We start from the raw sequence: 21,790 nt of genomic DNA, 5'->3' as shown, positions 1-21,790 counted from the left end.
CATTCTATAATTATGAATGCTTACCGGTGCCTACTTCCAGCACATAATCTACCACTCTGGCAGGGATGTTGACCCCGGTGGTGTCTATGCTGTTGCGGAACTCCATTGTGTAATTTACTTCGATTACTAAGAAGCCCCGATTTTTGTCTTCTACCACGTCAATTGCTACTACGCCACCCCCTACTGCTTTGGCGGCACGCACGCAAATTTCGTTAAGCTCCGGCGTTATGGGGCAATTGGTGGCTTCCCCGCCACGCGCCGTATTGGTAATCCAGTGAGGGCTGCGGCGATAAATAGCGCAAATCGTTTCACCGCCTACCACGAAGGCGCGAATATCGCGTTCGGGTTTGGAAATATATTCTTGCACATAGAAAATGCTATGTTCGTAATGACCGAGCGTTTCCTTGTGTTCGAGAACAGCTTCGGCGGCTTCGCGATCATTGAGCTTTGCCAACAAGCGTCCCCAAGAACCTACCGGCGGCTTGATAACTACCGGATAGCCTAGTTCTTCAATCGCTTGCAAAGCCGATTCGGGGGTAAAAGCCAGTTTGGTGATAGGGCTTGCTACACCGGCGTGAATCAACGCTTGGGTGGTAAGAAATTTATTACCGCAAACATTCGCCACGTGATAGGTGTTGACGGTGGGAATACCCCAGTCGTTCAATATTTTGAGAGCGTAGAGGGCGCGGCTATGGTTAATGCAACGTTCCACCACCACATCATATTCAAATGGTTTAGTCTCAAGATCAAAAACCAGTTCCGGGTCGTAGAGACGGTCAAAACCAATGCCGCGCTTTTCAAACTCGGCAAAAAGTAATTTTTCCTCCACTCTGACCCGCGAAAGCAGCATGCCGATCTTCATGGTTTATTCGCCCCAATCCTCTTCTTCTTCGGGCGCTACCGCCAGTTCTACCGGATTGACACTGACTACTTCCAGTTCTGCGCCACAATCGGGGCATTGTACGATTTCCCCTTTTTCTACATTCGCAGCGAGGTTCAAGGTTGCGCCGCATTCAGGACATTCAGCTGGCATTTTCATATCTCCTTTTACAATGAATTTAGAGCTATTTTGACCATGATAATATAACAAAAAAACGACACTTCCGCCCATTTTTATAAGGACGAATGTGTCGCACAAAGCAATCACCTAATTCGTGTTACCACCTTACTTCGCTGCAAACCTTACGATAAGCAGCCTCGCCCGGTTTATACAACCGGCGCTCTGTAACGGGAGCATCCCGAACGGTTCTACTTTTTGGCGGTATAAACCCGCAAAATTTCTTCCGTTAGCTCGGCGGTCTTTCTCGAAGCGACATGCTGACCACCCTTACAGCGCTTGGGGCGGTTCTCTGGCAGCTTGCCACAGCTTCTAACTATCCGCGTCTTGGCTTTATTAGCCTGTGAAAATTTGACTTTGAAATTTTACATCACTGACGCAGGTGAGTCAAACCTAAAAATCTGTAAAAGTTCTTACAAATCCGAATTTTATGCTATTTACTTTTCCACAAGCCTGTTCTAAAATGTAAATATAGCTGTGTGGGGAGCAGCTCACGTTTGTAGTAGAGTCTCAGCAAAGCCCCGTATTGTTTTAGTTCTCCTTAGCAATGCCGGTCAATCAAAATACATACTTAAAACTTTGAACCCCTGCTCTCACAGTCTTTTCAATCTGACACACAGATTGAACGCGCTCCACGCCTTTGTGGGGCTTTTGGTCATATAACCGACCAAACCTTATCTAGCGGGATGGTGAAGCCATGAAGAAGTACGAAAAAGAAATACGCGAAATTCTGGAGAAGATGGATACTTTTATTCCTGAAACTCCTTCTCAAGAAAAAGAGCGTGAGCGTGAACCTAAAAGGAAACCAACACCAACCAATATTGGAGTTTTACAGCCTATGCCGCCCCGCCCGATACGCGCTAAGCACTCTTTCGGGGCGGGTTTTGGTAAATGGCTTCGTGAACATAAAATTACCGGGAGTTTAGCCTACCTTATTTTTGGATTCTTCTTTATTATTCTCGGCTTGATGGTGAGTGAGAATTTCAGCAGTATCCAAATAGTGGCGCAATTGTTGGCGCTAACCGGATTAGCACTTTATATCGCGCCCATATTCATCCGATTCTTCGGTGGAAACCCTGATAAAGACTCCACAACTCAATACTGGCGCGGCGATTTGGTTGAGCAAGATTCGGTCTTTACTTGGAAAAAGCTAAAGAGTTTGATTAGAGGTGGAAGAAACAGGGGGAAAAATGATCCTTGGAACCGCCGTAACCGCTGGTAGAAAAATTTTCGGACTAAACCCTTCCTGTGAAAATCGGAAGGGTTTTTTTATCCCCTTGACCAATGTAGCAGGTTGGCGCGTACCAAATCTTCGGCTATCAAATCTTCGTTGAGCGGTAACAAGTGTGGCATGGTAATGTAAATATGGCTTTTATAGCGCGGTAGCTCATGCTCTGGTCTGCCTTCCGCTATCTGACGGTCGTGTTCCAATTTGGCGTAACGGCTGAAGCCGTAGCGATTGTTGATTTCGGCGTGAAAGGCAGTCGGTTTTAGGGGATTCATACCGGATTTAATCAGCAGATAACAGGCACGGCTGACAGTCTCAAAAACCCTATCACTCTGAGGCATTGGCAGATACATCAAATGTGGGTCTAACTGGAAAGCTACCATCCCATAACTGGATGAACCACCCGAAACATACCCCATTAAGCTAAGAGTGCGACCACTCACCACCTGCTCGATACGGTCAACCACATAATTCTCATCAAGCTCTCCCAATATTTCGCGGGCATGGTGTTCGAGCGCACCGTGTTGCTCAAGGGTAGTGCCGGGCAATATGCCTACGGCAGTATTATAGGTAAACTTGCCAAGCATCAGGTTATTGTTTTGATCGCGTGTATCCCAAAGATTGCCGGTAGGGCTATGCAGTGAGCCGAAGTATTCAACCGCTCTCTGCATAGCCGCCCGTACAATCTCAGGCTTCAAGCCTGAACTCGGTTCAAGATTTAGTTCAAGGCTATCCAACGTTATTTGCATCAGAGAATCAAGCGCAACCTGAAAGTGTGAAAATCACTTTAAATGGTTTCAACGGTGACGCTTGTCATTTTGTCGCCCCGTCGAATTTTTTGCACTTCTTCCATTCCTTCTGTTACTTGACCAAACACGGTGTATTGTTTGTCTAGGAAAGGCGCGGGAGCGAGGCAAATGTAGAATTGGCTACCGGCGCTATTGGGGTCGCTGGCGCGTGCCATTGCCAAAGTTCCGGTAATGTGTTTGCGCTCGTTAAATTCTGCCTTGATTTTGTAGCCGGGACCGCCGGTGCCATCTCCGTTCGGGTCACCACCCTGCACCACGAAACCCGGTTCTACTCGATGAAAGGTCAGACCATTGTAAAAACCCTTACTGGAAAGCTTTTCAAAATTTTCCACCGTGGTTGGAGCGCTATCGGGGTAAAGCTCAATTTTAATCGTACTACCGTTTGCCAGTTTGATGGTAGCAATTTTAGTCGCCATCGTAGTATATCTCCTATTCTTAAAAAATAAGCAACTGTTAAAACTCCTTACGCAGGAATTGTAACAGCCGCTTAAGAGAGGGTCAATGGTTAATTTATTTAACCTCGATTTTGATACTCTTGATTTTGTCACCCTTCTGGATTTTTACTACCAAATCCATACCCTGTGTGACTTTACCAAAAACAGCATATTTACCGTTCAAGCCCGCTACGTTGACATCGGCTTCCTGTCCGGTCACGATGTAGAACTGGCTACCCGCGCTGTTCAGGTCGGCGGAACGTGCCATTGCCAGCGAACCATAAACGTGTTTTGCTTTATCTTTCAGGTTTGCCGGTAGGGTGTAAACCCCAGTATTGGTTTCAAACTCACCAGGTATAGTGTAGCCGGGACCGCCCGTACCATCCCCTTTCGGGTCACCACCCTGCACCACGAAACCCGGTTCAACCCGATGGAAGTTCAAGCCATTGTAAAAACCGCTACTGGAAAGCTTTTCAAAGTTTTCCACCGAAATAGGCGCAAGGTCGGGATAAAGCTCTCCTGTAATAGTGCCGCCCTTATCCAGTTCGATTGTGAAGATTTTCTTCTGATTTGCGCCAACATTAGCGATAGGTGTACCCGGAATAACCAGCGGGGTTGGCGGCGGGTCAGTTGGGATACCCGTTGCCACCAAAATCAGGCTATCGTTCTGTTTTAGCTGGCTTTTCAAGTCATCCGGGAAATTGTCTATGCTACTTAGCTTATTTATAGTAATTACCAGTTTGGTTCCGGCTTTCTGATATACCAGAATGGTTCCAAAATCATCTTCCTGCCGATTGAACGCGCCCCAACTACCACTAATCATAAGCTTGCGATAGTATTCCTCAATCGTTTCCTTAGAGTCGCTTGAAGAATAAAGGCTAACTTTGTTACCGTTGAATTTGCCGACCAGCGAGGCAGCAGAGCCAATATTCGTGATAACTTGCTTGGCAATAGTATCGCTGACCTTTATTTCTTTACTATTGCTACTGTAAGCTAAGTTAGGAAGGGCATCGGCAGCTGCAGAAACCGCCGGAGTCGGTACGGGGGTTATCGGTGCATTAAACGGGTTTATAGTTGCGACTGGTACGGAAGTAGCGGTGGTAGTGCCGCAAGCCGCTAGAAGCGCCCCAATCATGGTACTAACCGCTAATAGTGCCAGCGCTCTGGAAAACTTAAATTTGCGTCCCAAAAGTTTCTCCTCAAAAAAAGAATGATATTCTAGTATATTAAAACGCTCAAAATTTTAACCCCAAAGCTTGATAACGTCAAACTCTGAGGCTGGAAGCCAATAGTGGGATAGCGTTATCCAAGCGCATACACGTTGTACTGCCCTTTTTCCTCATACAGCAAAGTCAGATAACGGGTTTTCAAGCCCTCTAGCAACTTAACAGCCGCTTGCGCCCGTTCGGGTTTTGCATAGTCGGGGTTCTCCTGCATAAATTTCAAGCCTGCTTCCCAGACCAACAGGTGCGTTACACCCCGCTGCTTCAAATCAGCCAGCATTTTTTCAGGCGTAGGTTGATTATCTACAAAATAAAAGATTTCACCGCCGTTCAAATCAGGAGCAACCTTTCGGTCAAAATAATAACTGCGTGGCTCGAATAGGAAAAAGGTGTAGCTATCTTGTGGGAGGGCATTTACAAAGTGCGCCGCTCTTATTTGCGAACCTAGAATACCGTTCAAAAAAGTATCTTTGGTTTGTAATCCCGCCAGATAAGGCGCAGTATCGGCGGCTGCAAACCACAATCCCAGATTCAAAAGATTTCCAAGCAAGAAAATTCCGAGTAAAAAGGCTGCAAAGGTTTTCAATATCCCGACTTTAAGTGAAGGTAAAATCGCCAGCCCATAGCCCGTAGCCAATGCCAACAGAGGGAAGGTGGGTAGCAGAATGCGGCTATGGTCAAGTTGTGCAGTTGAAACGATTATAGCAATCCAGCAGAAATATTGTACTCCGACATTGAGTAGCAATGCTGCCGCTACTTTTTCGCGCCAAGCCGCCCACACCGTCAGCGGTAAAAAAGCCAAGTATAAAGGCGAAATGGTGGCATCCATTACACCCCCGGCAGCACCAAAAATAGCTGCTTTGAAGGGTCGTCCCAATACCATTTCCAGACTCAAAGCTTGTCCCAGACCTTTACCAACTATTGGGGCAATTTCGTCAAGTTGCCATCCATTTACACCCCAGAAAATAGGAGCAACCGGGTTGCCGGTAAAGAACCAGTTACGGATAAGCCAAGGTAACACCACTGCAAATGCTATTCCTCCGTACAAAAAGCCCCATCTAGCATAACGGTTCACCTGAAATTGTCCTGTTACCAGCGCAAAATAAAGCCCTGTGGCTACTATCGAGATTGCTACGGTAACGGCGGTGTACTTACCGCTAAACGCTAATCCGGCAAACACCGCAGCTATAGCTACATAACCCCAAGAGGTTTTATTACCTCTACTGATAGCTATCAGCAGGGCGTGAAGCCCAATCAGGGCGTAGAAGGCAATTAGCAAATCGGTATAAGCCCAACTTGCCAGCAACTGTACGTGTGGCACCGAGAAATATAGAGTAACTGTGAGAAGGGCTGCTCTTTGGCGGTTATGCTCATCTAGCCCGGTAAAAAAGCGTTCGGCAAAAGCCCAAATTGCTGCCCCTCCTAACGGCATAAATAACCAGTGAATGGTCTGTGCCAATTCATCGCCTTGCAAAACCATCGCCCATGTGTACAACATTTCTATTCCAAAAGGATAACTGGCGGTGGGCATTTCAAAAATATTGTAAATTCTACCAGCTTGAACATATAATTTGGGCGCAGCCAGATGATACATAATTGCGTCCCAGCTAAAAACCGGGCTGAGAGCAATTGTCAGAGGAATAGCCAATGCAATACCCAGATAAAGCCCAAGAGCGCGTTCCCACCAGTTTGCGCCCAGAAACCAACCCCAAATTTTAAGAACCAGCTTTTGATAGCCTCTTAGTACTTGCAAGCTCTGGCGTGGGTTGAGTAGAATTAAACCCAGCAGCAACAAATACATAACAGGCTTGTTCAAGCCTCCCAGTAGCCCTAAACCCAATACCGTGAAGATTTCAACGCCAAGCCCAAGCCCAAAAGCATACAACGCCGCTTCCAGCCCTGTTGCGCCCTCTTTAATTTTTAGCCACACCAGCAGCCTGAAACCGCTTGCTTCTGCTCCCGTTGCTATCGCTGCCAGCAGCAACAAATCTGACAGGGTTCGTCCTACTCCTGCGGCAATATCGGCGGAAGCGGAAATTCCCAGCGCATCTACCGAAAAGGGGCGATGTATCGCAAACCATGCCGCCACTATTATAACTGCCCAAAATGTGATAAGCGTCCCGGTTAAGCGCTGCATCTTAAATATACTTTTCTTTTTTTCAGGCGATTGTGCTTTATTTTGAGGTTCAATTTGCATTTGTGTTAAGCTCAGACAACACTTTTCGGAAGTTGAAAAACAAAAATATTGCTATTAATATTGGTGGAATGATTATTACTGCTCCGTATGCTACGCTGTAAAATAGAAAATAAATTAACCATGAAATAACAATAATTCCCAGCGCGAGACTCCAGAACCCACGCTCACTTGCTCGGCTCATCAGCAGCGCAATAGGTACGAATAGTAATACAGGGTTGCTGATATTGGTTTGGGGCGGTAGCAAAAGTGTAAGAATGAGGGCAATCGAAAAAGATAGGTCATAAGCCAAGCCCGCTTTTATTTTACCAGATTCTATTAGCGTAAAACGCCACCACAGCCATACTCCGGCGCATGCCAGCAGCAACCAGCAAAACCATCCCAGAATTGTACCAACTGCTCCGTCTAGCCACACAAACGCAAAAGCCGTACCGGTGAGCGATGGCTTGTAACTAGGATAGCGTGTTGCAACTGCTATAAATTCGCTTAACCAAGCGGGAAACAATATAAATGAGATTGCTGCCAGCAAACCCATTGTAACGAAGAAAGCGATAATGAAACGCCATTCGCGTCTCCACAACGCTCTTATCAGCAGCAGAGGAATCAGCGCTAGAGTTAGTTGCGGTTTGACTGTAGCCAGAGCTAGCAAAACGCCGGCAGTTCCGGTTGCGCCCTTTTTGAGAAAATAATAAACCCCACCGATAAACGCCGTTACCAACAAAGCTGATTGCCCTAACATCAAAGAGGAAAAAGCAGGGAAGGAAAAGATAAAAGCTAGATAATAGAAAGCGTTTTTGATAGGAGACTTCGATTTCCAATTCAAACCACGCTGAAGCAAATACAAAGCCCCGCAATAGAGCGTTAGTAGAAAACCCAGCCAAGCAGCTGAAGCCCAATCATAGGATAGAAAGGCGATTGGCGCGTTAAAAAAGATTCTCCAGTACGGATAAACGAAAGCCAGTTGATCTTCTCCCGGTTCAACCAACCTGCCTTTACTGCCCAACTGAATCAAGCGCGTTGTTTCATTGCTATAGGGATTTCCACCCTCTAGCGCTACCTGTGTTCCTTTCCACTCGATGTAGAAATCGGCAACCGCATTTCGTTGGGAGGTATAAGAGAAATAAAAAGAAATAGAAGCAACTATAAATAAACAGAGCAACGCAAAGCTAAAGGCTGGTGGAATAATAGTATTATTCAAACTCAAATCCGAGCGATTTTCTGAAGGGGCTGAATTATTTTTCATAGCTATAAAAAGTAAGTAATTTGATAGCCTTATAGTACTAGCAGAGTACTATTTAATTAAACCGTAACAAACTGATAACATGCTATCATAAAAGGCATACAAAAACTTCTTATTGGGTAAGGATTTATGAATTTATTAGAAAAATTAACATATAGGGACAAGTGTAATTTTAACAACAAATATTGCTTGTCAAAATTTCATGGTAGTGGGATAATTCCATCGTAAAGGGAAATAATGCGGCGTGATAACACCGTTGATATAATTATGCAAATTACAACATCATCACCTTCCAAAATACAGGATACGAGGGATTTAGATCTGACTAACCAATCTCGCAAACTTATGTCCCAACGCACGCTTGATATAGATAACTTGTTTGGTATCAGGCTGTCTTATGCGCGTTGGTTGATAATATTGGCTCTGGGAATCTATTATTTTCTAGGACAATCGCTAAACGGTGGCAACATCACCTTTACGAATCCTGCTTTATTGCTTACCGGCGGTTATATTGTTTTTAATATGGTAGTCTGGTTGCTGATTTTGTCCTTCAGCAAACAAGCCGGGTTGTTAATCAATGTATCACTCGTTTTTGACCTAATCTTTGTCTGTATAATCTCGCATTTTCTACAAGCTTCTATATATTCTTTTGCTATCCTTCCTGTTTTCCTCATATTACTGCTAGTCGGGTTAACTCCGTCACTATTTTCCCTTTTCGTTGTACTGATTGTGAATTTTGTAGACCTGTATATCACCAATTTCAGCGTTACCAACCCGAAAGACATGATGCTACTAGAGTTTTATTCCGTATCTGGGGCATTATTGCTTTTGTTAGTTTCTTATTACATTATCACGCAAACACCCGATGCGCTTATCCGTATTTCGAATACTATGGTTGAAGATGCGCTGGCGCGTGCCGGCGAAAGCCATCTGCTGGATATGCAAAACCGCACCCGCGCCGTTTCCCATGTAGCTAATACGCTGAGCGGTACTCTTGATTATCAGGAGGTCATCAAAGCGATTTTGCACGAAATGGAAACGGTTTTTGATATGCACTGTGGCGCAGTGTTACTTTTTGATAGTAGCCTGAATAATGTAAAGGTGGTTGATTCTCTCAGGTTCTCACCTGAAGAATCGCACCGGAGCATTTCAATGCAAAATAACCTTTTTAAAGATGCCTTAAATAGTGGGCAACCTCGTTTGTTGGTGGATCCTGCCGAACTTGAAGGAATCCGCTCATTATTTCCTTCCCTACGTATTTGCCAGACTACTATGTTGATTCCATTGCGCGGTGGTATGGAAGTTTTTGGTTTGTTGCTGATAGCCAGCAAGAATGAAAATGCCTATAATACCAGCGATACCGAACTGATGGTCAGTATGGGTGCCCATACTGTGTTGGCGATGCAAAATGCCACTCTATATCATAACTTGCTGGAAGATCGTAACAAGCTGTTGACTCAGGAAGAAGAAGTAAGACACGAACTAGCTCGTAACCTCCACGATGGACCTGCTCAGTCTGTGGCTGCTATCTCTATGCAAACCGAATTTATCCGTAAGCTTTTCAGAACCGAGCCAGACCGCGCTCTGGAAGAATTGGCTAATTTGGGTAAGCAGGCTCTACAAACTTCCCGTGAGATTCGCACCTTGCTTTATGAACTACGTCCGTTGGTACTCGAGACTCAAGGTTTGATTCCGGCTCTTGGACAATACGCTAAACGGTTTCCGCATAACCCTAGCGACCCAACCGCCCATTTCTCCACTGCTAATTTTGATCTTAGGCTTGCACCACAGGTCGAGACGATGGTCTTTACTATCATTCAGGAAGCCGTCAATAATGCTCGCAAGCATGCACACGCCCGTAATATTTGGATACATCTTGAAACCCGTGATGGCTTTATCATTGCGATGGCTCAAGACGATGGGCGTGGCTTTGACGTATCTCAGGTTGAGAAAAACTATGAACAACGCGGTAGTCTTGGCTTGACCAATATGCGTGAACGCGCTGGGTTAGTGGGTGGGCAGGTAGAGCTTCATTCAATAGTCGGGCAGGGTACTGCTGTAATCATACGTATTCCAATAAACGAAAATACGACACTTCCAGCGGGTACTGCGGTCAGTCAAGAAGCTTTTTAATTTAGATAAATCCTCGAAAAAGCTCTCGAAACTATATATTATTTATAAAAAAATAATATTCTTTTGAGTTGGCGTAACTATTGCGTTATGTCAATGCTGATGATATACTTTCCCATAATAGCTATAAAGTCCTTAGAGTAGTGTTATTTGATTATCTACTGCTAACTTGATGTAGAGAATTGGTATCTGCGGAGGCTATTAAGACAAGGTCGTTTGGCTAAATGCAAACAGGTGATCCGGGCTTGAATATGCCCGAAGGTGCCAATAAAACTCCAAACACTTCTGGCAAGGATAGCGATAATGCAATAAATGCGCCTGTAGAAAATTCGTCCGTAGCTAGAAGTTTCCAAAGCGAGGTTGGAGATACTCTTCTGAGCCGGGCATCAGACCTCGTTTCAATCCAACTAAAGCAACTACGCGAATTAAGCGCTGCCGCCCGGCAACTGGTTGAAGATACTGCAAAAGAGCGCCAAAATCTTTACCAGATACTTGAAGAAATTACTTATGGGATTCGGTATCTCGATACTACTGAACCGTCAGAAAAAAATAGGCTGCTTACTCATTCGCGTAAAGCAGAAAATCCGCCAATAGATACTCTATCCGCAGCAGAAAAAGAGAACCGCCTCCGGGTACTTAATGAGAAACAGACAAAATTGGAAGTTCGTGATTCGAAACTTTCAATACTGCAAAATGATCTTGAAGACTCTTCTAGGCGCATTGAATTATTGATACGGCATTTTGAAATTGCCGGAAGCCTATTGACAAAAACTGGCAATTCTTCGATTAATACAGCAGCAAATCGACATTCTGATCCCTTGGAAATTGCTTTGCGTACTCAAATGGTGCTGGGTCAGGAAGATGAACGTGGCAGATTGGCACGTGAGATGCATGATGGACCGGCTCAGGTGTTTTCCAATGTGGTGATGCGGTTAGAACATAGCTCTAACCTCCTCCGCACTAACCGCTCTGAAGTTCAAAAAGAGTTGGAAAACCTGAGCGGAGTGATGCGCGAATCGCTTAGTGAGATGCGGCGTTTTATGTTTAACCTTCAACCCCGCACCTTGTTGCAACACGGTTTATCTCGTACTTTGCAGGAATATTGCACCGATTTTGCTAATCTATATGCACTGGAAATTAATCTAGATTTATCCGATTTCAGCGGCTTGCTAGAACATAATCAAGAAATAGCAGTGTTCCGCATTGTGCAAGAAACCTTGCAAAATATCCGAAAACATGCTGAAGCACGCAAGGTACATATCTACGGAACGCGAGATGGAGATGGTTTGATTTCCATAATCATCCGCGATGATGGTAAGGGCTTTCAGTATCAGGCAGTTCAACTTGAATTGAACAAAAGCACAGGGCTTTCCGGTATGAGAGAACGCGCAGCGTTTGCTGGAGGTTTTTTGAAAATTATAAGCGCTATCGGAGATGGTACTCAGGTTATTTTAAGAATAAAACCTGCCGGTAGTGGCAAAAAAGCCACAGAAAACCAATAGTTATTGAAATAAAATCTTCCGCAAAAATTAGCTCGTAATCAGGCAATGTTAACCGGATCATATAAAGAAAGAGGGTAGCGTTACGGGTACCGATTGGAGACAAGATAGACGCATCCACAAAGAAAAGCCTCGTTTGCTAATAGTAGATGACCATCCGCTTTTTTTGCGCGGTGTAAGAACAACACTTGAAGATTCCGGTGAGTTTCAGGTAGTTGGTGAAGCTCCTGACGGGCAACGCGCCATAATGTTGGCTGAGCAGCTTTTGCCGGATGTAATTTTAATTGACATTAATCTGCCCGGAATGAATGGTCTTGAAGTTAGTAGGGTAATTAAACGCCGCCAACCACAATCAAATATTATAATTCTGAGCGTTTACGAAGACGATGAGCAATTGTTTAATGCTATTAAAGCGGGTGCGGCGGCTTATTCTCCCAAAGATATAAGCCCTGAACGCTTAGTAGATATTGTGCGTCAAGTAGCGCGTGGTAACTATATTATTAATGATAATGTGCTTAGTAAACCTACCGTTGCTAGTCGCGTACTGAACCAATTCCGCGAGCTAAGTACCACCGAAAATGATAATGAGCCGATTTTCGCGCCACTTACCCCACGCGAAGTTGAAATTCTGGACTGCATTGCACGCGGTAATTCCAATAAAGAAATAGCGCGTAGCCTAAGCATTAGCGATCAAACGGTAAAGAATCATATCACCAGCATTCTCAAGAAATTGAACGCCAATGACCGTACTCAGGCGGTTATAACTGCGCTGCGGCACGGCTGGATTAAAATGTCTAGTGATATTAGCGGTCCCGGGCATCCCTAGAATTGCTGATTTAAACTCCCGTGAAAAGGTGCGATTCACTCGCGCCTTTTTTGTTTAAATTCGCTGGAACAGCGAGACACTTTCCATATGGTAGGTCTGCGGGAACAAATCAACTGCACGTGAACTAATCAGACGATAGCCCGCTGCCAGTATTTTGGCATCCCTCGCTAGTGTACTTGGGTCGCAGGAAACATAAACCAGCGTTTGCGGGCGAATTTTGAGTAAGCTATCCAGCAATACTGGGTCACAACCACGCCGGGGCGGGTCAACCAATACCCCATCAAAAGGTTCAGCAAGGCTAAGAATATACTCTTCTGCTTTAGCGGCTACGAACCGGGTAGTACCATCCAGACCATTCAAGCGGGCGTTATCAAGGGCGTACTCAATTGCCCCTTCGTATTCTTCTACGCCTAGCACTTGCGCTCCCCTACGCGCCATTTGCAGCGCAAACGTGCCGACTCCACAATATAAGTCCAGAAGCTTTGCTTCTCTCCAATTTAAGCCTACCGACTCAAAGGCAGAAAGTGCCTCATTTATCAGCGTTTGCGCCATTACCGGATTGCTCTGGAAAAATCCCAAGGGCGGAATCCTGTATGTTATACCTTTGAGCGTTTCTTCAAGGTAGGGTTGCCCGCAAATCAAATCCATGCGACGCTTTTTACCCTCGCCTAGCACCGTAATTGGCACGAACCGCTCTAAAGCAGCCTCTAGTTCCTGTGCGAAAGGACGCATATCGTCAACCGTCCATTGTCCTAACATACGTAAAACGAACATAAGGGTGGTTTGAGGGGTATTTAGCGACCCTGCGAGTGGTTTACTGGCAGCAAACTTTTCAAGCTCCGCCAATTGTTCCACCTTGTTCTGTCCCAAACTTGAGAGCGCAAGAATTTCGTGTGCTTCTACGGGCGCGGCATTTGCAACTGGTCCTACTCTTAGCGTAACCTGATGCACTTTACCGGGCAAATGCTTTTTCAGGGCGAGTCCTAATGGCTCCAATGCCAGAGTAATAAAGGGGTGCGCGATTTGGCAAGAAGCTATCGGCACAAGGCGAATGCTATTTTGGCGATGGTAACAGGGTTTATTTTCTTCATTCACCTGAAATTCGACATTGTTGCGGTAGCCCCACTGGCTTAATGCTCCGATTGGCGCTTGCAACGGAGGCTCGGCAATTCCTCCCAACCGCACAAACTGGTCGCGTAGTATATGTCCTTTGGCTTCAAGCTGGCGTGCATAGTTAATATGTTGCCACTGACAACCGCCACAATTGGGGAATTTTTCTATGCCGAAATAAGGGCAAGGAGTTTCGCGTCTATCTTTTGAGGGTTCGATAACCCGAATCACGCTACCACGTAGATAGCTTTTCTTGCGCCGGTACAGTTGTACATCAACTATCTCTCCCGGTACGCCACCCGCTACAAAAACTACCGCTTCTGTACCAGAATCTTCGGTGCTAATCGGTAATCGCGCCACTGTTTCGCCTCCATAGGCTATATCCTGAAGTTGTAATCCGGTGGCAATTTCCGGTTCTCGCGCTTCTCTGACCTTCTTGTTCATCTTTTCTTCTACTTTTGCTTGGTTAGCTCTTAGGGTTTGAATTATACCATAAGCTCATTTTATAAAGCCGTGCTATAATTTGCCCGGATTTTCAGAGAGGAGAAAATAAATTGAGCGAAACCAATTCGGTATTGGAAGGCAAAAAGCTGGCTTTTGTCGGTAGTGGTGTTATGGCAGAGTCGATGATTAGCGGTGTGCTGGAGAAAAAATTGATACTGCCTCAGAATATTTTTGCCAGCCACCCCCGCACTAAACGCGCCGAGGAATTGCAGACACAATTAGGGGTATGCGGCACTACTTCTAACCGGGAAGCCGCACAAGCAGCCGATATCGTTGTTCTTTGTGTGAAGCCCCAACGCTTGCGAGCGGTTCTTCATGAACTGGCGGGCGTGGTGACGAGTTCCCAATTGGTAATTTCTATCGTAGCGGGCGCAAATTCCAGTTCAATAGCGCAACAACTTCGACATGCGGCGGTGGTACGAGTCATGCCCAATACTCCGGCACAGATTGGTCACGGCATTTCCGTTTGGACTTGTACCCCAGAAGTAAATGAAGCCCAAAGGGTACAGGTTCGCGCTATTCTGAGCGCGTTAGGCAAAGAACAATACTTTGAAGAAGAAAAATTCGTAGATATGGCAGCGGCTATCAGCGGCAGTGGGCCTGCTTACGTATTTCTGGTGATGGAAGCCCTGATTGATGCGGCGGTTCATCTTGGATTTTCTCGCCAAGATGCGCGTGAGTTGGTTACTGAAACCTTGCTAGGTTCGGTATTGTTCGCGCAAAAATCGCATCGCCATCCCGCCGAACTGCGTAATATGGTAACTTCGCCAGCCGGAACCAGCGCCGAAGCGTTATACCAACTTGAAAAAGGCGGGTTGCGTACTATTCTTTCCAAAGCGGTTTATGCCGCTTATCAAAAAACGGCGACGCTGAGTGAGCTTATCAACAAAGGCTGACAAGAGTACGAGCGCAAGATATGGCTTGGCGGATTATTCATCCCGCTCGATAGTGCAGGTTAGCCCGAAACTGAGTAAACGCGCCTGATACAACTCGGCTATTTCTCTTGGGCATGCCGTTACCACTGCCTTGCCTTTTTCGTGCGCTGTCATCATAATTTTGATTGCAGCTTGCTTTTTTAATTGTGGCACCGATTTAAGCAAAGCTTTGACCACATGATCCATGCTATTATGCTCATCATTGTGCAGAATTACTTTGTAGGGCGGTAGAAGCTTTCTCAGCAAAGCTTCATCTATTTCGGGGACAGTTTGTGAACCCATTTGTAATACTTGCTTCATCTCCGAATAACTCACTCTACTTGCTTAAAATTTAACCGTTTATTTTCCGTTATTTATAAGCTAAATTATAACAAAACTTACTCCGGGTTGCACCGCTTGAACGAATATGATATACCAACTTCGGCATATTCTACTAAATTTTCGAGGAAAACTAATGGCTGAAAGTGAAAACCCACCCTTCCGCCTGACCTGCCCAATTTGTCAGACTCACTTGAAAGTAGCGGAAGGCATAAATATGTTTGCCTGCTTGAATTGTGGCAATGAGCTTGCCGTGGTAATAGCGGATGGGGAAGCGCGACTTGAACCAAGCACCGCTACTCAGGCAGAACTTTCTCCTGCTGAACTCGAACTGGTTGAGGTAAATCGGAAACTTAAAGAAAAAGACGATATTTATGGCGTAGGTTGTGCGATTGCTACTCTGGGAATTACTCTAGTAGCCTGTATTTCGATTCTGGTGGCTAATCTGGTGTCGAGTAGCTTGCTTTTCTGGGTTGCCTTGCTACTCCCCTTGGTATTGCTTTTGCTGGTTATGGCTGTTTTTATCAATAGCAGCAATCGCACCACTGCACCTTTGATACGCGAATGTGATAAATTGCAAGCTGAAATTGAACGGGGTTAAGCGGGTTGCTAACAGCGAGATTGAGGGGAATTGATGGAACATGCTGCGACTAAGGGCAAATGCGCGGTTTTTGATGATTCGTCTCCTACCAATCACCATTTTTGCGACAAGCGCTGGCTCGATTCGGCGATGGTGGCGTGGTTGGCGGCGCGTTGTGGAGTCTGTGGTATCCCTAAAGCGCTGGAAAAATTGCGAAAGGCTGCAAATGGTCGCATGCTCTGTGCAACCCATTCTGAATTACAATTCTAAAAGCCTATTTCCTTTACCAAGGGTTATTAATAGTACCCTCAAATCGCTTTAATTAGGGCAACTAAAAGAACATGTTGACATGGTATAGTCTGCACCTTAAACTTAAGGGGTAGCCATCTTGTATTTTTAGCTTACAATCGCAATAGGGAAAAAACGCGATGGAGCAAATTCCACTTTGGGCGATGTTATTAGCTCAAGTAGTTATAACCGCATTGGTTGGTTTTATAGTTGCGCTACTGGTGATAAGACGCAACAAAACTTTCGGGCAGGGGCGTGAGGAAGCCACTTTCCAGACACTTCATCTTGCCCATCGCACGTTACCTTTTCTGCGGCAGGGCTTGAATAAAACTACCGCCGAGAAAACCGCTGAAATCATCTACCGCTATATGCAGGCGGAAGCTATCTCTATCAGCAACGGAGACGAGATTCTAAGTTACATTGGAGTTGGGAATAACCATCACTCGCAGAGTACCACCCATAACTTGCAGGTGAACCGTGAAGTCATAAAAACCGGACGCACGAGGGTAGCGCATGGTAAAAGTGATATCGGCTGTAAATTCCCGCTGTGGGATTGCCACCTGATTTCATCGGTTAGTGCGCCGCTCAAAATCCAGAAGAACACCGTTGGCGTTTTAACGCTCTTATACAGCGATAACCCTAGCCTTACTGCCGGGAAAATTAAAATTGCCACTGGTCTAGCACAACTTATGAGTACCCAGATGGAATTGAGTGAACTTGACCGTAAAACCGAGCGGCTCGCCAAAGCCGAGTTACAGGCTTTGCAAAGCCAGATTTCCCCTCACTTTGTATATAATACGCTTAATACCATCGCTTCCTTCATTCGCACGCGCCCTGAAACCGCCCGTGAGCTTATCGTGCAGTTTGCCGAATTTACCCGCCGCACTTTCAAAAAACATGGCGAATACAGCACTTTTGCCGAAGAGCTTGAATATGTACACCAATATCTCAGCTTTGAGAAAGCCCGCTTTGGCGACAGGCTTACGGTGGTTTATCGGGTTGACCCAGAGGTGTTGCCTACTGTTGTTCCTGTTCTAATCCTACAACCGTTGGTAGAAAATGCGGTGCGTCATGGTATCGGTAAGAAAGTTGGTCCCGGCAAGGTAATTGTCTCTGCCGAAGACCATGGCGCAGAATGTATTATTAGCGTAATTGACGATGGTATAGGAATGACCCAAGAAGAGTTGAGAGAGGCTATCAAGCGGCGTACCGGTATTAATTACGGTGTGGGGTTGAGCAATGTTAGCGAGCGCGTCAAAAGCATTTACGGCTTGGAGAATGCGCTGCAAATTGAGACGAAACCGGGCGAAGGCACGAAGATAACTTTCCGCGTACCCAAATATAAATCAGGAATTGTGGTGTCATGACGCAGCTTACACAGAATATGCCTCCCACTAAACCGGGTTTTCGCGCTCTGGTGGTAGATGATGAGCGTCCTGCTCTGGAAGAATTGAGCTATATGCTTGATCAGAGCGGTTACTGCTCTAGGATAGATACTACCAGTGAAGTGTTGGAAGCCTTAAAATTTCTTAAAGAGAAGAAATACGACATAATTTTTGTTGATGTGCAGATGCCGGGCTTAACAGGACTGGAACTAGTACACGTGTTGCGCCAGTTTGCTTCACCTCCCAAAGTGGTTTTTGTTACTGCCTTTGATGATTATGCCGTACAAGCTTTTGAACTCGATGCGGTTGATTACTTGCTCAAACCCTTCTCCAAAGAGCGGTTGGAACAAGCTTTGCAACGTGCCGCACGACGACCCGGCGATTCTCCAGTGGTCGAGAGCGATGATGATGCGTACTCGCGGAAGAAAGTTGATGCTCCGCCCGGCGAGAAATTATTGGAAAAACTTCCCGTTGACAAGGAAGGTAAAACCATTCTGATTGACCTTGCCGATATTCGCTTTGCGGTGGCACGTGGCGATTATGTTTATATCAAAACGCTTGAGCAGGAATATTTGACCCGCTATTCAATCTCGGAATTGGAAAGACGCTTGCCTTCGCCGCCGTTTTTGCGTACACATCGCGCCTTTCTGGTAAACTTAAAAAACGTCATCGAAATTTACCCCTTTTTTAACGGCGCTTATGTGCTAAAGGTGAATGACCGCGAGAATAGTGAAGTTCAGGTAAGTAGAGGCAATGCCAAAAACCTGCGGGCTTTATTAGGTATGTGATTTAATGCAAGAAGTATTAAAAATAGCTGGACAAAGAAAAAAACCGGCTGTTAGTAATTCAAGGGTGACATATTTCTATTAAGGAGCAGCCTGTCATGCCGTGAAATTATCGCGCAATGGCTACACTGATTCCTACCACTACTCTCCCCTGTCTTCTCACCCGTTTTTATTGAATAGTTCTACATAGTATGTTAAGCTTATTGCTCTTAACACTCTAATTAAACTTTATGGAGATATTTAAAACAAATGTCCTTTACCTCAATAGATTTTCGCAATACTATGGGTCACTTTGCTACTGGTATAAATGTTGTTACCACTGTGCTAGACGGCAAATATTATGGTATTACTGTCAACGCCTTTTGTTCGGTTTCGCTAGAACCACCACAAGCGTTGATTTGTATAGATAAAACCACTTATACCCACGAAGTTCTTAAAAAAAGCAAGGTTTTTGCGGTAAGTATGCTTTCTGGTGAGCAGCAATACCTATCAGAACGCTTTGCACAACACGATTCTTCAGGTGGCAAAACCTTTGATGACCTAAATCTGCGTGCGCTGGAAACAGGCTCTCCGATTTTTGAAAAGGCATTGGCATATTTGGATTGCAAGATTGTAGCTGAGTATGATGGGGGCGACCACACTATTTTTCTGGGGGAAGTGCTGGCATTGGGTTATACTGAGGCACAAAATCCCGCCCCTCTGTTATATTACCGCTCTGAATACCGCATCTTGGACGAGAAATAAGAAAAAAGAAATGAAGCGGCAAGTAGTATACATGTTGCTGCCGCTTTATTATTCCCCACGATACACTGCCACATTATTTTCAGTTTCCCAAAGCTTGACCTCGTACAGAATATCGCCTTTGAGTCTTTGTTCCAGTAATTTCCAGAATACCACCACCATGTTTTCGGCGGTTGGATTAATCTCACGGAAAATCGGTACATCAAGATTCAAATGCTTGTGGTCAACCTCCGCTATTACCGTTTCTTCCATCGCTTTCTTGAGTTCAGTCAGATTTAGCACCATTCCGGTAACAGGGTTTATTTCGCCTCGCACTGTAACTTCCAGCGTATAATTATGCCCATGTCCATTGGGGTTATTACATTTACCGAAGATAAGTCGGTTTTCCTCTGCGCTTAGTTCAGGGCTATGAAGGCGGTGTGCGCTGCTGAAAGTGGCGCGTCGTGTCAGATATACAACTGCCATCTATAACTCCTGTTACATGTTACTGAATATCTCAATTAATGCTCCGGTCATGTGGCGCGATTGACTCTCATCGGCGAGAAATAGAATGGTTTGCGCTACATCTTGCGGGGTGGTGCTGGTTTTCAGAAAGGGTGCGGCTTTTCGGAGCATCGCCGTTTCAACTGCGCCGGGCGCAACACAATTTACCCGTATTCCTAGCGGTCTACCTTCCACCGCAAGACTCTCGGTCAAACCTGTTACCGCGTATTTGCTGACCACATAGCTGCTCATGCCGGGGAATTTCTCAGGTCCGCGCACTCCTGATAACGAACTGAGGTTTACGATGCAACCGCCCCGCCCCGCCTTTTGCATTTGCCGGAAAGCTTCGCGGCTGCACAGAAACGATCCGCGTATGTTTACCGCCATTATGCTATCCCATGTTTCAGCGTCAAAATCTATAAAATCGCGCTTTTCGATGACTGCTGCGTTATTTACCAATATGTCGAGCGTCCCAAAGGTAGCGAGGCATTTTCCAAAGAGTTTCTGCACCTCTTCTTCTCGGCTCACATCCGCAATAACTGCCAACGCTTTACCCTTCCCGCTCTCGTCTTCTATCTGTGCGATAATTTTCTGCAATTCGTGAGATGTGCGACTGGCAATTACCACTTGCGCCCCTTCTCTGGCAAAAAGCAGAGCGGTTGCTGCGCCAATCCCGCGCCCACCACCTGTAATTATTGCTACCTTACCTTTTAATGTTTCGCCCAAGTGTAAATTTTCTCCTTGCTATTTACCAATTCTTTACTCCTTCAAGTTTAACCTAACAAACGGGTTAATACTATATAGTTTGTCAGAAAACTCGGTTAACAAGCTCAAAAACTACCAACACATGCTATAATCCCCGCGAGGTTCAAAGAATGAGTAATAGAAAAAAGCTGAACATCGCCCTGCTTGCTCCGTTGGTTTCCCCCATTGCTCAACCCTTTATCGGCGGAGCGCAAGCCATGTTGCACGATATGACTCTGGAATTGGCGCGGCGTGGTCATAAGGTTACGCTTTTTGCCGCTCCCGGTTCTAAAATAGAAGCAACCCACCCCGCAGATGCCGCTTTAGCTCGGCAAATTACGCTGGCGGAGGTGCCGGTTAAGCTCGGTGAACTCACCCCTGCCGATTTCAGTAAAGCGGACGGCTACCGTGAAAATGATGAGGCTTTCTTTCGGCAAACTGAGCTTTTCCTGCAAACCTACTTGCGTATAAATCGGGCTATTCCTGCCTTTGATATTGCCCATGCGATGGCTTACGATTTGCCCGCTTTTGCCTTTGCGCCTCTCTCCGGTGTGCCTACTGTCCATACCTTGCATATCGGTGCGCTAGATGCGCGTATAAACTCTATCTTGCGTACCACTTGGATCGAAACAGGCAAGAGTCGCGCTACTACAGTTTCAAATGCCTGCGCCACCACTTACGCCCCTTATTTTGAAATTGACCGAGTGATTTATAACGCGATTGATACCGCTGCCATTCCCTTTGGGGCGAAAGGCGAGGGCTTTCTGCTTTTTGCCGGGCGTATCACCCCTGAAAAAGGTCTCGACCTTGCCATTGAAATTGCGCGTATGGCAGGAAAAAAACTGGTAATAGCAGGTGGTATTTACGATTCCGGCTTTTATGAAAGCAAGATTCGCTCTCAGCTTGAGTCAGACCAAAATCTGCAATACGTGGGACAGTTGCATCGTGCTAACCTTTTTGCGTTGATGAGTCGCGCCGATGGGGTGTTGTTCACCAGTCGTTGGGAAGAACCTTTTGGGCTGGTATTGGCGGAAAGCATGGCGGCTGGTACTCCGGTTATTGCGTGGGACAAAGGCGCGGCTCCTGAAATAATAACGCATGCCGAAACAGGTTTTTTACTACCCTACGAGGATGTAGCAGCGGCGGAGGCAGCAGTGAAGCGCCTAAATGAAATTGACCGGGCGCATTGTCGCCTCTATATCGAGAAAAAATTTAGCTGGTCGCGGATTATCGCTGAATACGAGGATTATTATTATTCGATGCTCTAAGCCTTGCCA

General features: G+C 45.8%; 22 protein-coding genes. 11 read left to right on the top strand and 11 right to left on the bottom strand.

The genetic code is table 11. The features are described from left to right. Positions 1 to 10: 10 nt before the first annotated feature. Positions 11 to 862 carry a lysine biosynthesis protein LysX gene (gene lysX / locus WCK19_RS00395; protein WP_342395359.1) on the bottom strand — a complete coding sequence of 284 codons (852 nt, stop codon included), beginning with the start codon at positions 860 to 862 and terminating at the stop codon, positions 11 to 13. 3 nt (positions 863 to 865) lie between these two features. Next, positions 866 to 1,033 carry a lysine biosynthesis protein LysW gene (gene lysW, locus WCK19_RS00390; RefSeq protein WP_342395358.1) on the bottom strand — a complete coding sequence of 56 codons (168 nt, stop codon included), beginning with the start codon at positions 1,031 to 1,033 and terminating at the stop codon, positions 866 to 868. Positions 1,034 to 1,754: 721 nt separating this feature from the next. On the opposite strand from lysW, the gene WCK19_RS00385 reads away from it, so the two are divergent. Beyond that, positions 1,755 to 2,279 (top strand): hypothetical protein, encoded by a 525-nt coding sequence (locus tag WCK19_RS00385; protein WP_342395357.1) that lies wholly within the window; start codon positions 1,755 to 1,757, stop codon positions 2,277 to 2,279. A 47-nt stretch (positions 2,280 to 2,326) separates the two neighbouring features. Here the strand turns inward: WCK19_RS00385 and WCK19_RS00380 are convergent, their stop codons facing one another. The 5 genes from WCK19_RS00380 to WCK19_RS00360 form a co-directional block, all read right to left on the bottom strand. After that, complete coding sequence (locus WCK19_RS00380) at positions 2,327 to 3,034, bottom strand: hypothetical protein (RefSeq protein ID WP_342395356.1); 708 nt, start codon at positions 3,032 to 3,034, stop codon at positions 2,327 to 2,329. 38 nt (positions 3,035 to 3,072) lie between these two features. After that, the gene (locus tag WCK19_RS00375) at positions 3,073 to 3,510 is read right to left on the bottom strand and encodes a peptidylprolyl isomerase (RefSeq protein WP_342395355.1); all 438 of its coding nucleotides are present in this window, start codon (positions 3,508 to 3,510) and stop codon (positions 3,073 to 3,075) included. Positions 3,511 to 3,604: 94 nt separating this feature from the next. Further along, entirely contained in the window at positions 3,605 to 4,717 is a 1,113-nt protein-coding gene (locus WCK19_RS00370; RefSeq protein WP_342395354.1) for a peptidylprolyl isomerase, read from the bottom strand. A gap of 113 nt (positions 4,718 to 4,830) precedes the next feature. Beyond that, on the bottom strand, positions 4,831 to 6,888 hold the full coding sequence (locus tag WCK19_RS00365) for a hypothetical protein (protein ID WP_342395353.1): 2,058 nt from the start codon (positions 6,886 to 6,888) through the stop codon (positions 4,831 to 4,833). A gap of 49 nt (positions 6,889 to 6,937) precedes the next feature. Then, a complete protein-coding gene (locus WCK19_RS00360; RefSeq protein ID WP_342395352.1) occupies positions 6,938 to 8,143 on the bottom strand; it encodes a glycosyltransferase family 87 protein in 1,206 nt (401 codons plus the stop codon). A 279-nt stretch (positions 8,144 to 8,422) separates the two neighbouring features. On the opposite strand from WCK19_RS00360, the gene WCK19_RS00355 reads away from it, so the two are divergent. The 3 genes from WCK19_RS00355 (at position 8,423) to WCK19_RS00345 (ending at position 12,640) form a co-directional block, all read left to right on the top strand. Continuing rightward, positions 8,423 to 10,318 (top strand): GAF domain-containing sensor histidine kinase, encoded by a 1,896-nt coding sequence (locus WCK19_RS00355; RefSeq protein ID WP_342395351.1) that lies wholly within the window; start codon positions 8,423 to 8,425, stop codon positions 10,316 to 10,318. Positions 10,319 to 10,539: 221 nt separating this feature from the next. After that, positions 10,540 to 11,817: a sensor histidine kinase gene (locus WCK19_RS00350; protein ID WP_342395350.1), complete on the top strand. Its 1,278-nt coding sequence runs from the start codon at positions 10,540 to 10,542 to the stop codon at positions 11,815 to 11,817. Positions 11,818 to 11,950: 133 nt separating this feature from the next. After that, complete coding sequence (locus tag WCK19_RS00345; protein WP_342395349.1) at positions 11,951 to 12,640, top strand: response regulator transcription factor; 690 nt, start codon at positions 11,951 to 11,953, stop codon at positions 12,638 to 12,640. A 54-nt stretch (positions 12,641 to 12,694) separates the two neighbouring features. Here the strand turns inward: WCK19_RS00345 and WCK19_RS00340 are convergent, their stop codons facing one another. Further along, complete coding sequence (locus tag WCK19_RS00340; protein WP_342395348.1) at positions 12,695 to 14,194, bottom strand: class I SAM-dependent RNA methyltransferase; 1,500 nt, start codon at positions 14,192 to 14,194, stop codon at positions 12,695 to 12,697. Positions 14,195 to 14,304: 110 nt separating this feature from the next. Here WCK19_RS00340 and proC point away from each other — a divergent pair, with 110 nt between their 5' ends. Next, positions 14,305 to 15,150: a pyrroline-5-carboxylate reductase gene (gene proC, locus WCK19_RS00335; protein WP_342395347.1), complete on the top strand. Its 846-nt coding sequence runs from the start codon at positions 14,305 to 14,307 to the stop codon at positions 15,148 to 15,150. Between the two features lie 33 nt (positions 15,151 to 15,183). Here the strand turns inward: proC and WCK19_RS00330 are convergent, their stop codons facing one another. Continuing rightward, a complete protein-coding gene (locus tag WCK19_RS00330; RefSeq protein WP_342395346.1) occupies positions 15,184 to 15,489 on the bottom strand; it encodes an ATP-dependent Clp protease adaptor ClpS in 306 nt (101 codons plus the stop codon). 154 nt (positions 15,490 to 15,643) lie between these two features. Here WCK19_RS00330 and WCK19_RS00325 point away from each other — a divergent pair, with 154 nt between their 5' ends. The 5 genes from WCK19_RS00325 to WCK19_RS00305 all read left to right on the top strand — a co-directional run bounded on the left by WCK19_RS00325 (position 15,644) and on the right by WCK19_RS00305 (position 19,289). After that, positions 15,644 to 16,108, top strand: a complete 465-nt coding sequence (locus tag WCK19_RS00325) for a hypothetical protein (protein ID WP_342395345.1) — start codon at positions 15,644 to 15,646, stop codon at positions 16,106 to 16,108. A gap of 33 nt (positions 16,109 to 16,141) precedes the next feature. Continuing rightward, positions 16,142 to 16,357: a hypothetical protein gene (locus WCK19_RS00320; protein WP_342395344.1), complete on the top strand. Its 216-nt coding sequence runs from the start codon at positions 16,142 to 16,144 to the stop codon at positions 16,355 to 16,357. A gap of 158 nt (positions 16,358 to 16,515) precedes the next feature. Further along, positions 16,516 to 17,742 (top strand): histidine kinase, encoded by a 1,227-nt coding sequence (locus WCK19_RS00315; protein ID WP_342395343.1) that lies wholly within the window; start codon positions 16,516 to 16,518, stop codon positions 17,740 to 17,742. Beyond that, the gene (locus WCK19_RS00310) at positions 17,739 to 18,548 is read left to right on the top strand and encodes a LytTR family DNA-binding domain-containing protein (RefSeq protein ID WP_342395342.1); all 810 of its coding nucleotides are present in this window, start codon (positions 17,739 to 17,741) and stop codon (positions 18,546 to 18,548) included. The genes WCK19_RS00315 and WCK19_RS00310 overlap by 4 nt, the downstream gene beginning before the upstream one ends. A 246-nt stretch (positions 18,549 to 18,794) precedes the next feature. After that, positions 18,795 to 19,289 carry a flavin reductase family protein gene (locus WCK19_RS00305; RefSeq protein ID WP_342395341.1) on the top strand — a complete coding sequence of 165 codons (495 nt, stop codon included), beginning with the start codon at positions 18,795 to 18,797 and terminating at the stop codon, positions 19,287 to 19,289. 48 nt (positions 19,290 to 19,337) lie between these two features. Here the strand turns inward: WCK19_RS00305 and WCK19_RS00300 are convergent, their stop codons facing one another. Continuing rightward, entirely contained in the window at positions 19,338 to 19,751 is a 414-nt protein-coding gene (locus WCK19_RS00300) for a 6-carboxytetrahydropterin synthase (protein ID WP_342395340.1), read from the bottom strand. A 12-nt stretch (positions 19,752 to 19,763) separates the two neighbouring features. Next, a complete protein-coding gene (locus tag WCK19_RS00295; protein ID WP_342395339.1) occupies positions 19,764 to 20,495 on the bottom strand; it encodes an SDR family oxidoreductase in 732 nt (243 codons plus the stop codon). A 149-nt stretch (positions 20,496 to 20,644) separates the two neighbouring features. On the opposite strand from WCK19_RS00295, the gene WCK19_RS00290 reads away from it, so the two are divergent. After that, a complete protein-coding gene (locus WCK19_RS00290; protein ID WP_342395338.1) occupies positions 20,645 to 21,781 on the top strand; it encodes a glycosyltransferase in 1,137 nt (378 codons plus the stop codon). Positions 21,782 to 21,790: the final 9 nt, after the last annotated feature.

The sequence above is a fragment of the Candidatus Chlorohelix sp. genome (assembly GCF_037138995.1).
Taxonomy (GTDB): Bacteria; Chloroflexota; Chloroflexia; order Chloroheliales; family Chloroheliaceae; genus Chlorohelix.
This window is presented reverse-complemented; position numbering and strand designations above follow the sequence as displayed.

Bases quoted from the DNA above. Each gene is read 5' to 3' on its own strand.
- lysX (WP_342395359.1), bottom strand. From the start codon at position 862: ATGAAGATCGGCATGCTGCTTTCGCGGGTCAGAGTGGAGGAAAAATTA.
- lysW (WP_342395358.1), bottom strand. From the start codon at position 1,033: ATGCCAGCTGAATGTCCTGAATGCGGCGCAACCTTGAACCTCGCTGCG.
- WCK19_RS00385 (WP_342395357.1), top strand. From the start codon at position 1,755: ATGAAGAAGTACGAAAAAGAAATACGCGAAATTCTGGAGAAGATGGAT.
- WCK19_RS00380 (WP_342395356.1), bottom strand. From the start codon at position 3,034: ATGCAAATAACGTTGGATAGCCTTGAACTAAATCTTGAACCGAGTTCA.
- WCK19_RS00375 (WP_342395355.1), bottom strand. From the start codon at position 3,510: ATGGCGACTAAAATTGCTACCATCAAACTGGCAAACGGTAGTACGATT.
- WCK19_RS00365 (WP_342395353.1), bottom strand. From the start codon at position 6,888: ATGCAGCGCTTAACCGGGACGCTTATCACATTTTGGGCAGTTATAATA.
- WCK19_RS00355 (WP_342395351.1), top strand. From the start codon at position 8,423: ATGCGGCGTGATAACACCGTTGATATAATTATGCAAATTACAACATCA.
- WCK19_RS00350 (WP_342395350.1), top strand. From the start codon at position 10,540: ATGCAAACAGGTGATCCGGGCTTGAATATGCCCGAAGGTGCCAATAAA.
- WCK19_RS00340 (WP_342395348.1), bottom strand. From the start codon at position 14,194: ATGAACAAGAAGGTCAGAGAAGCGCGAGAACCGGAAATTGCCACCGGA.
- WCK19_RS00330 (WP_342395346.1), bottom strand. From the start codon at position 15,489: ATGAAGCAAGTATTACAAATGGGTTCACAAACTGTCCCCGAAATAGAT.
- WCK19_RS00325 (WP_342395345.1), top strand. From the start codon at position 15,644: ATGGCTGAAAGTGAAAACCCACCCTTCCGCCTGACCTGCCCAATTTGT.
- WCK19_RS00320 (WP_342395344.1), top strand. From the start codon at position 16,142: ATGGAACATGCTGCGACTAAGGGCAAATGCGCGGTTTTTGATGATTCG.
- WCK19_RS00315 (WP_342395343.1), top strand. From the start codon at position 16,516: ATGGAGCAAATTCCACTTTGGGCGATGTTATTAGCTCAAGTAGTTATA.
- WCK19_RS00310 (WP_342395342.1), top strand. From the start codon at position 17,739: ATGACGCAGCTTACACAGAATATGCCTCCCACTAAACCGGGTTTTCGC.
- WCK19_RS00305 (WP_342395341.1), top strand. From the start codon at position 18,795: ATGTCCTTTACCTCAATAGATTTTCGCAATACTATGGGTCACTTTGCT.
- WCK19_RS00300 (WP_342395340.1), bottom strand. From the start codon at position 19,751: ATGGCAGTTGTATATCTGACACGACGCGCCACTTTCAGCAGCGCACAC.
- WCK19_RS00290 (WP_342395338.1), top strand. From the start codon at position 20,645: ATGAGTAATAGAAAAAAGCTGAACATCGCCCTGCTTGCTCCGTTGGTT.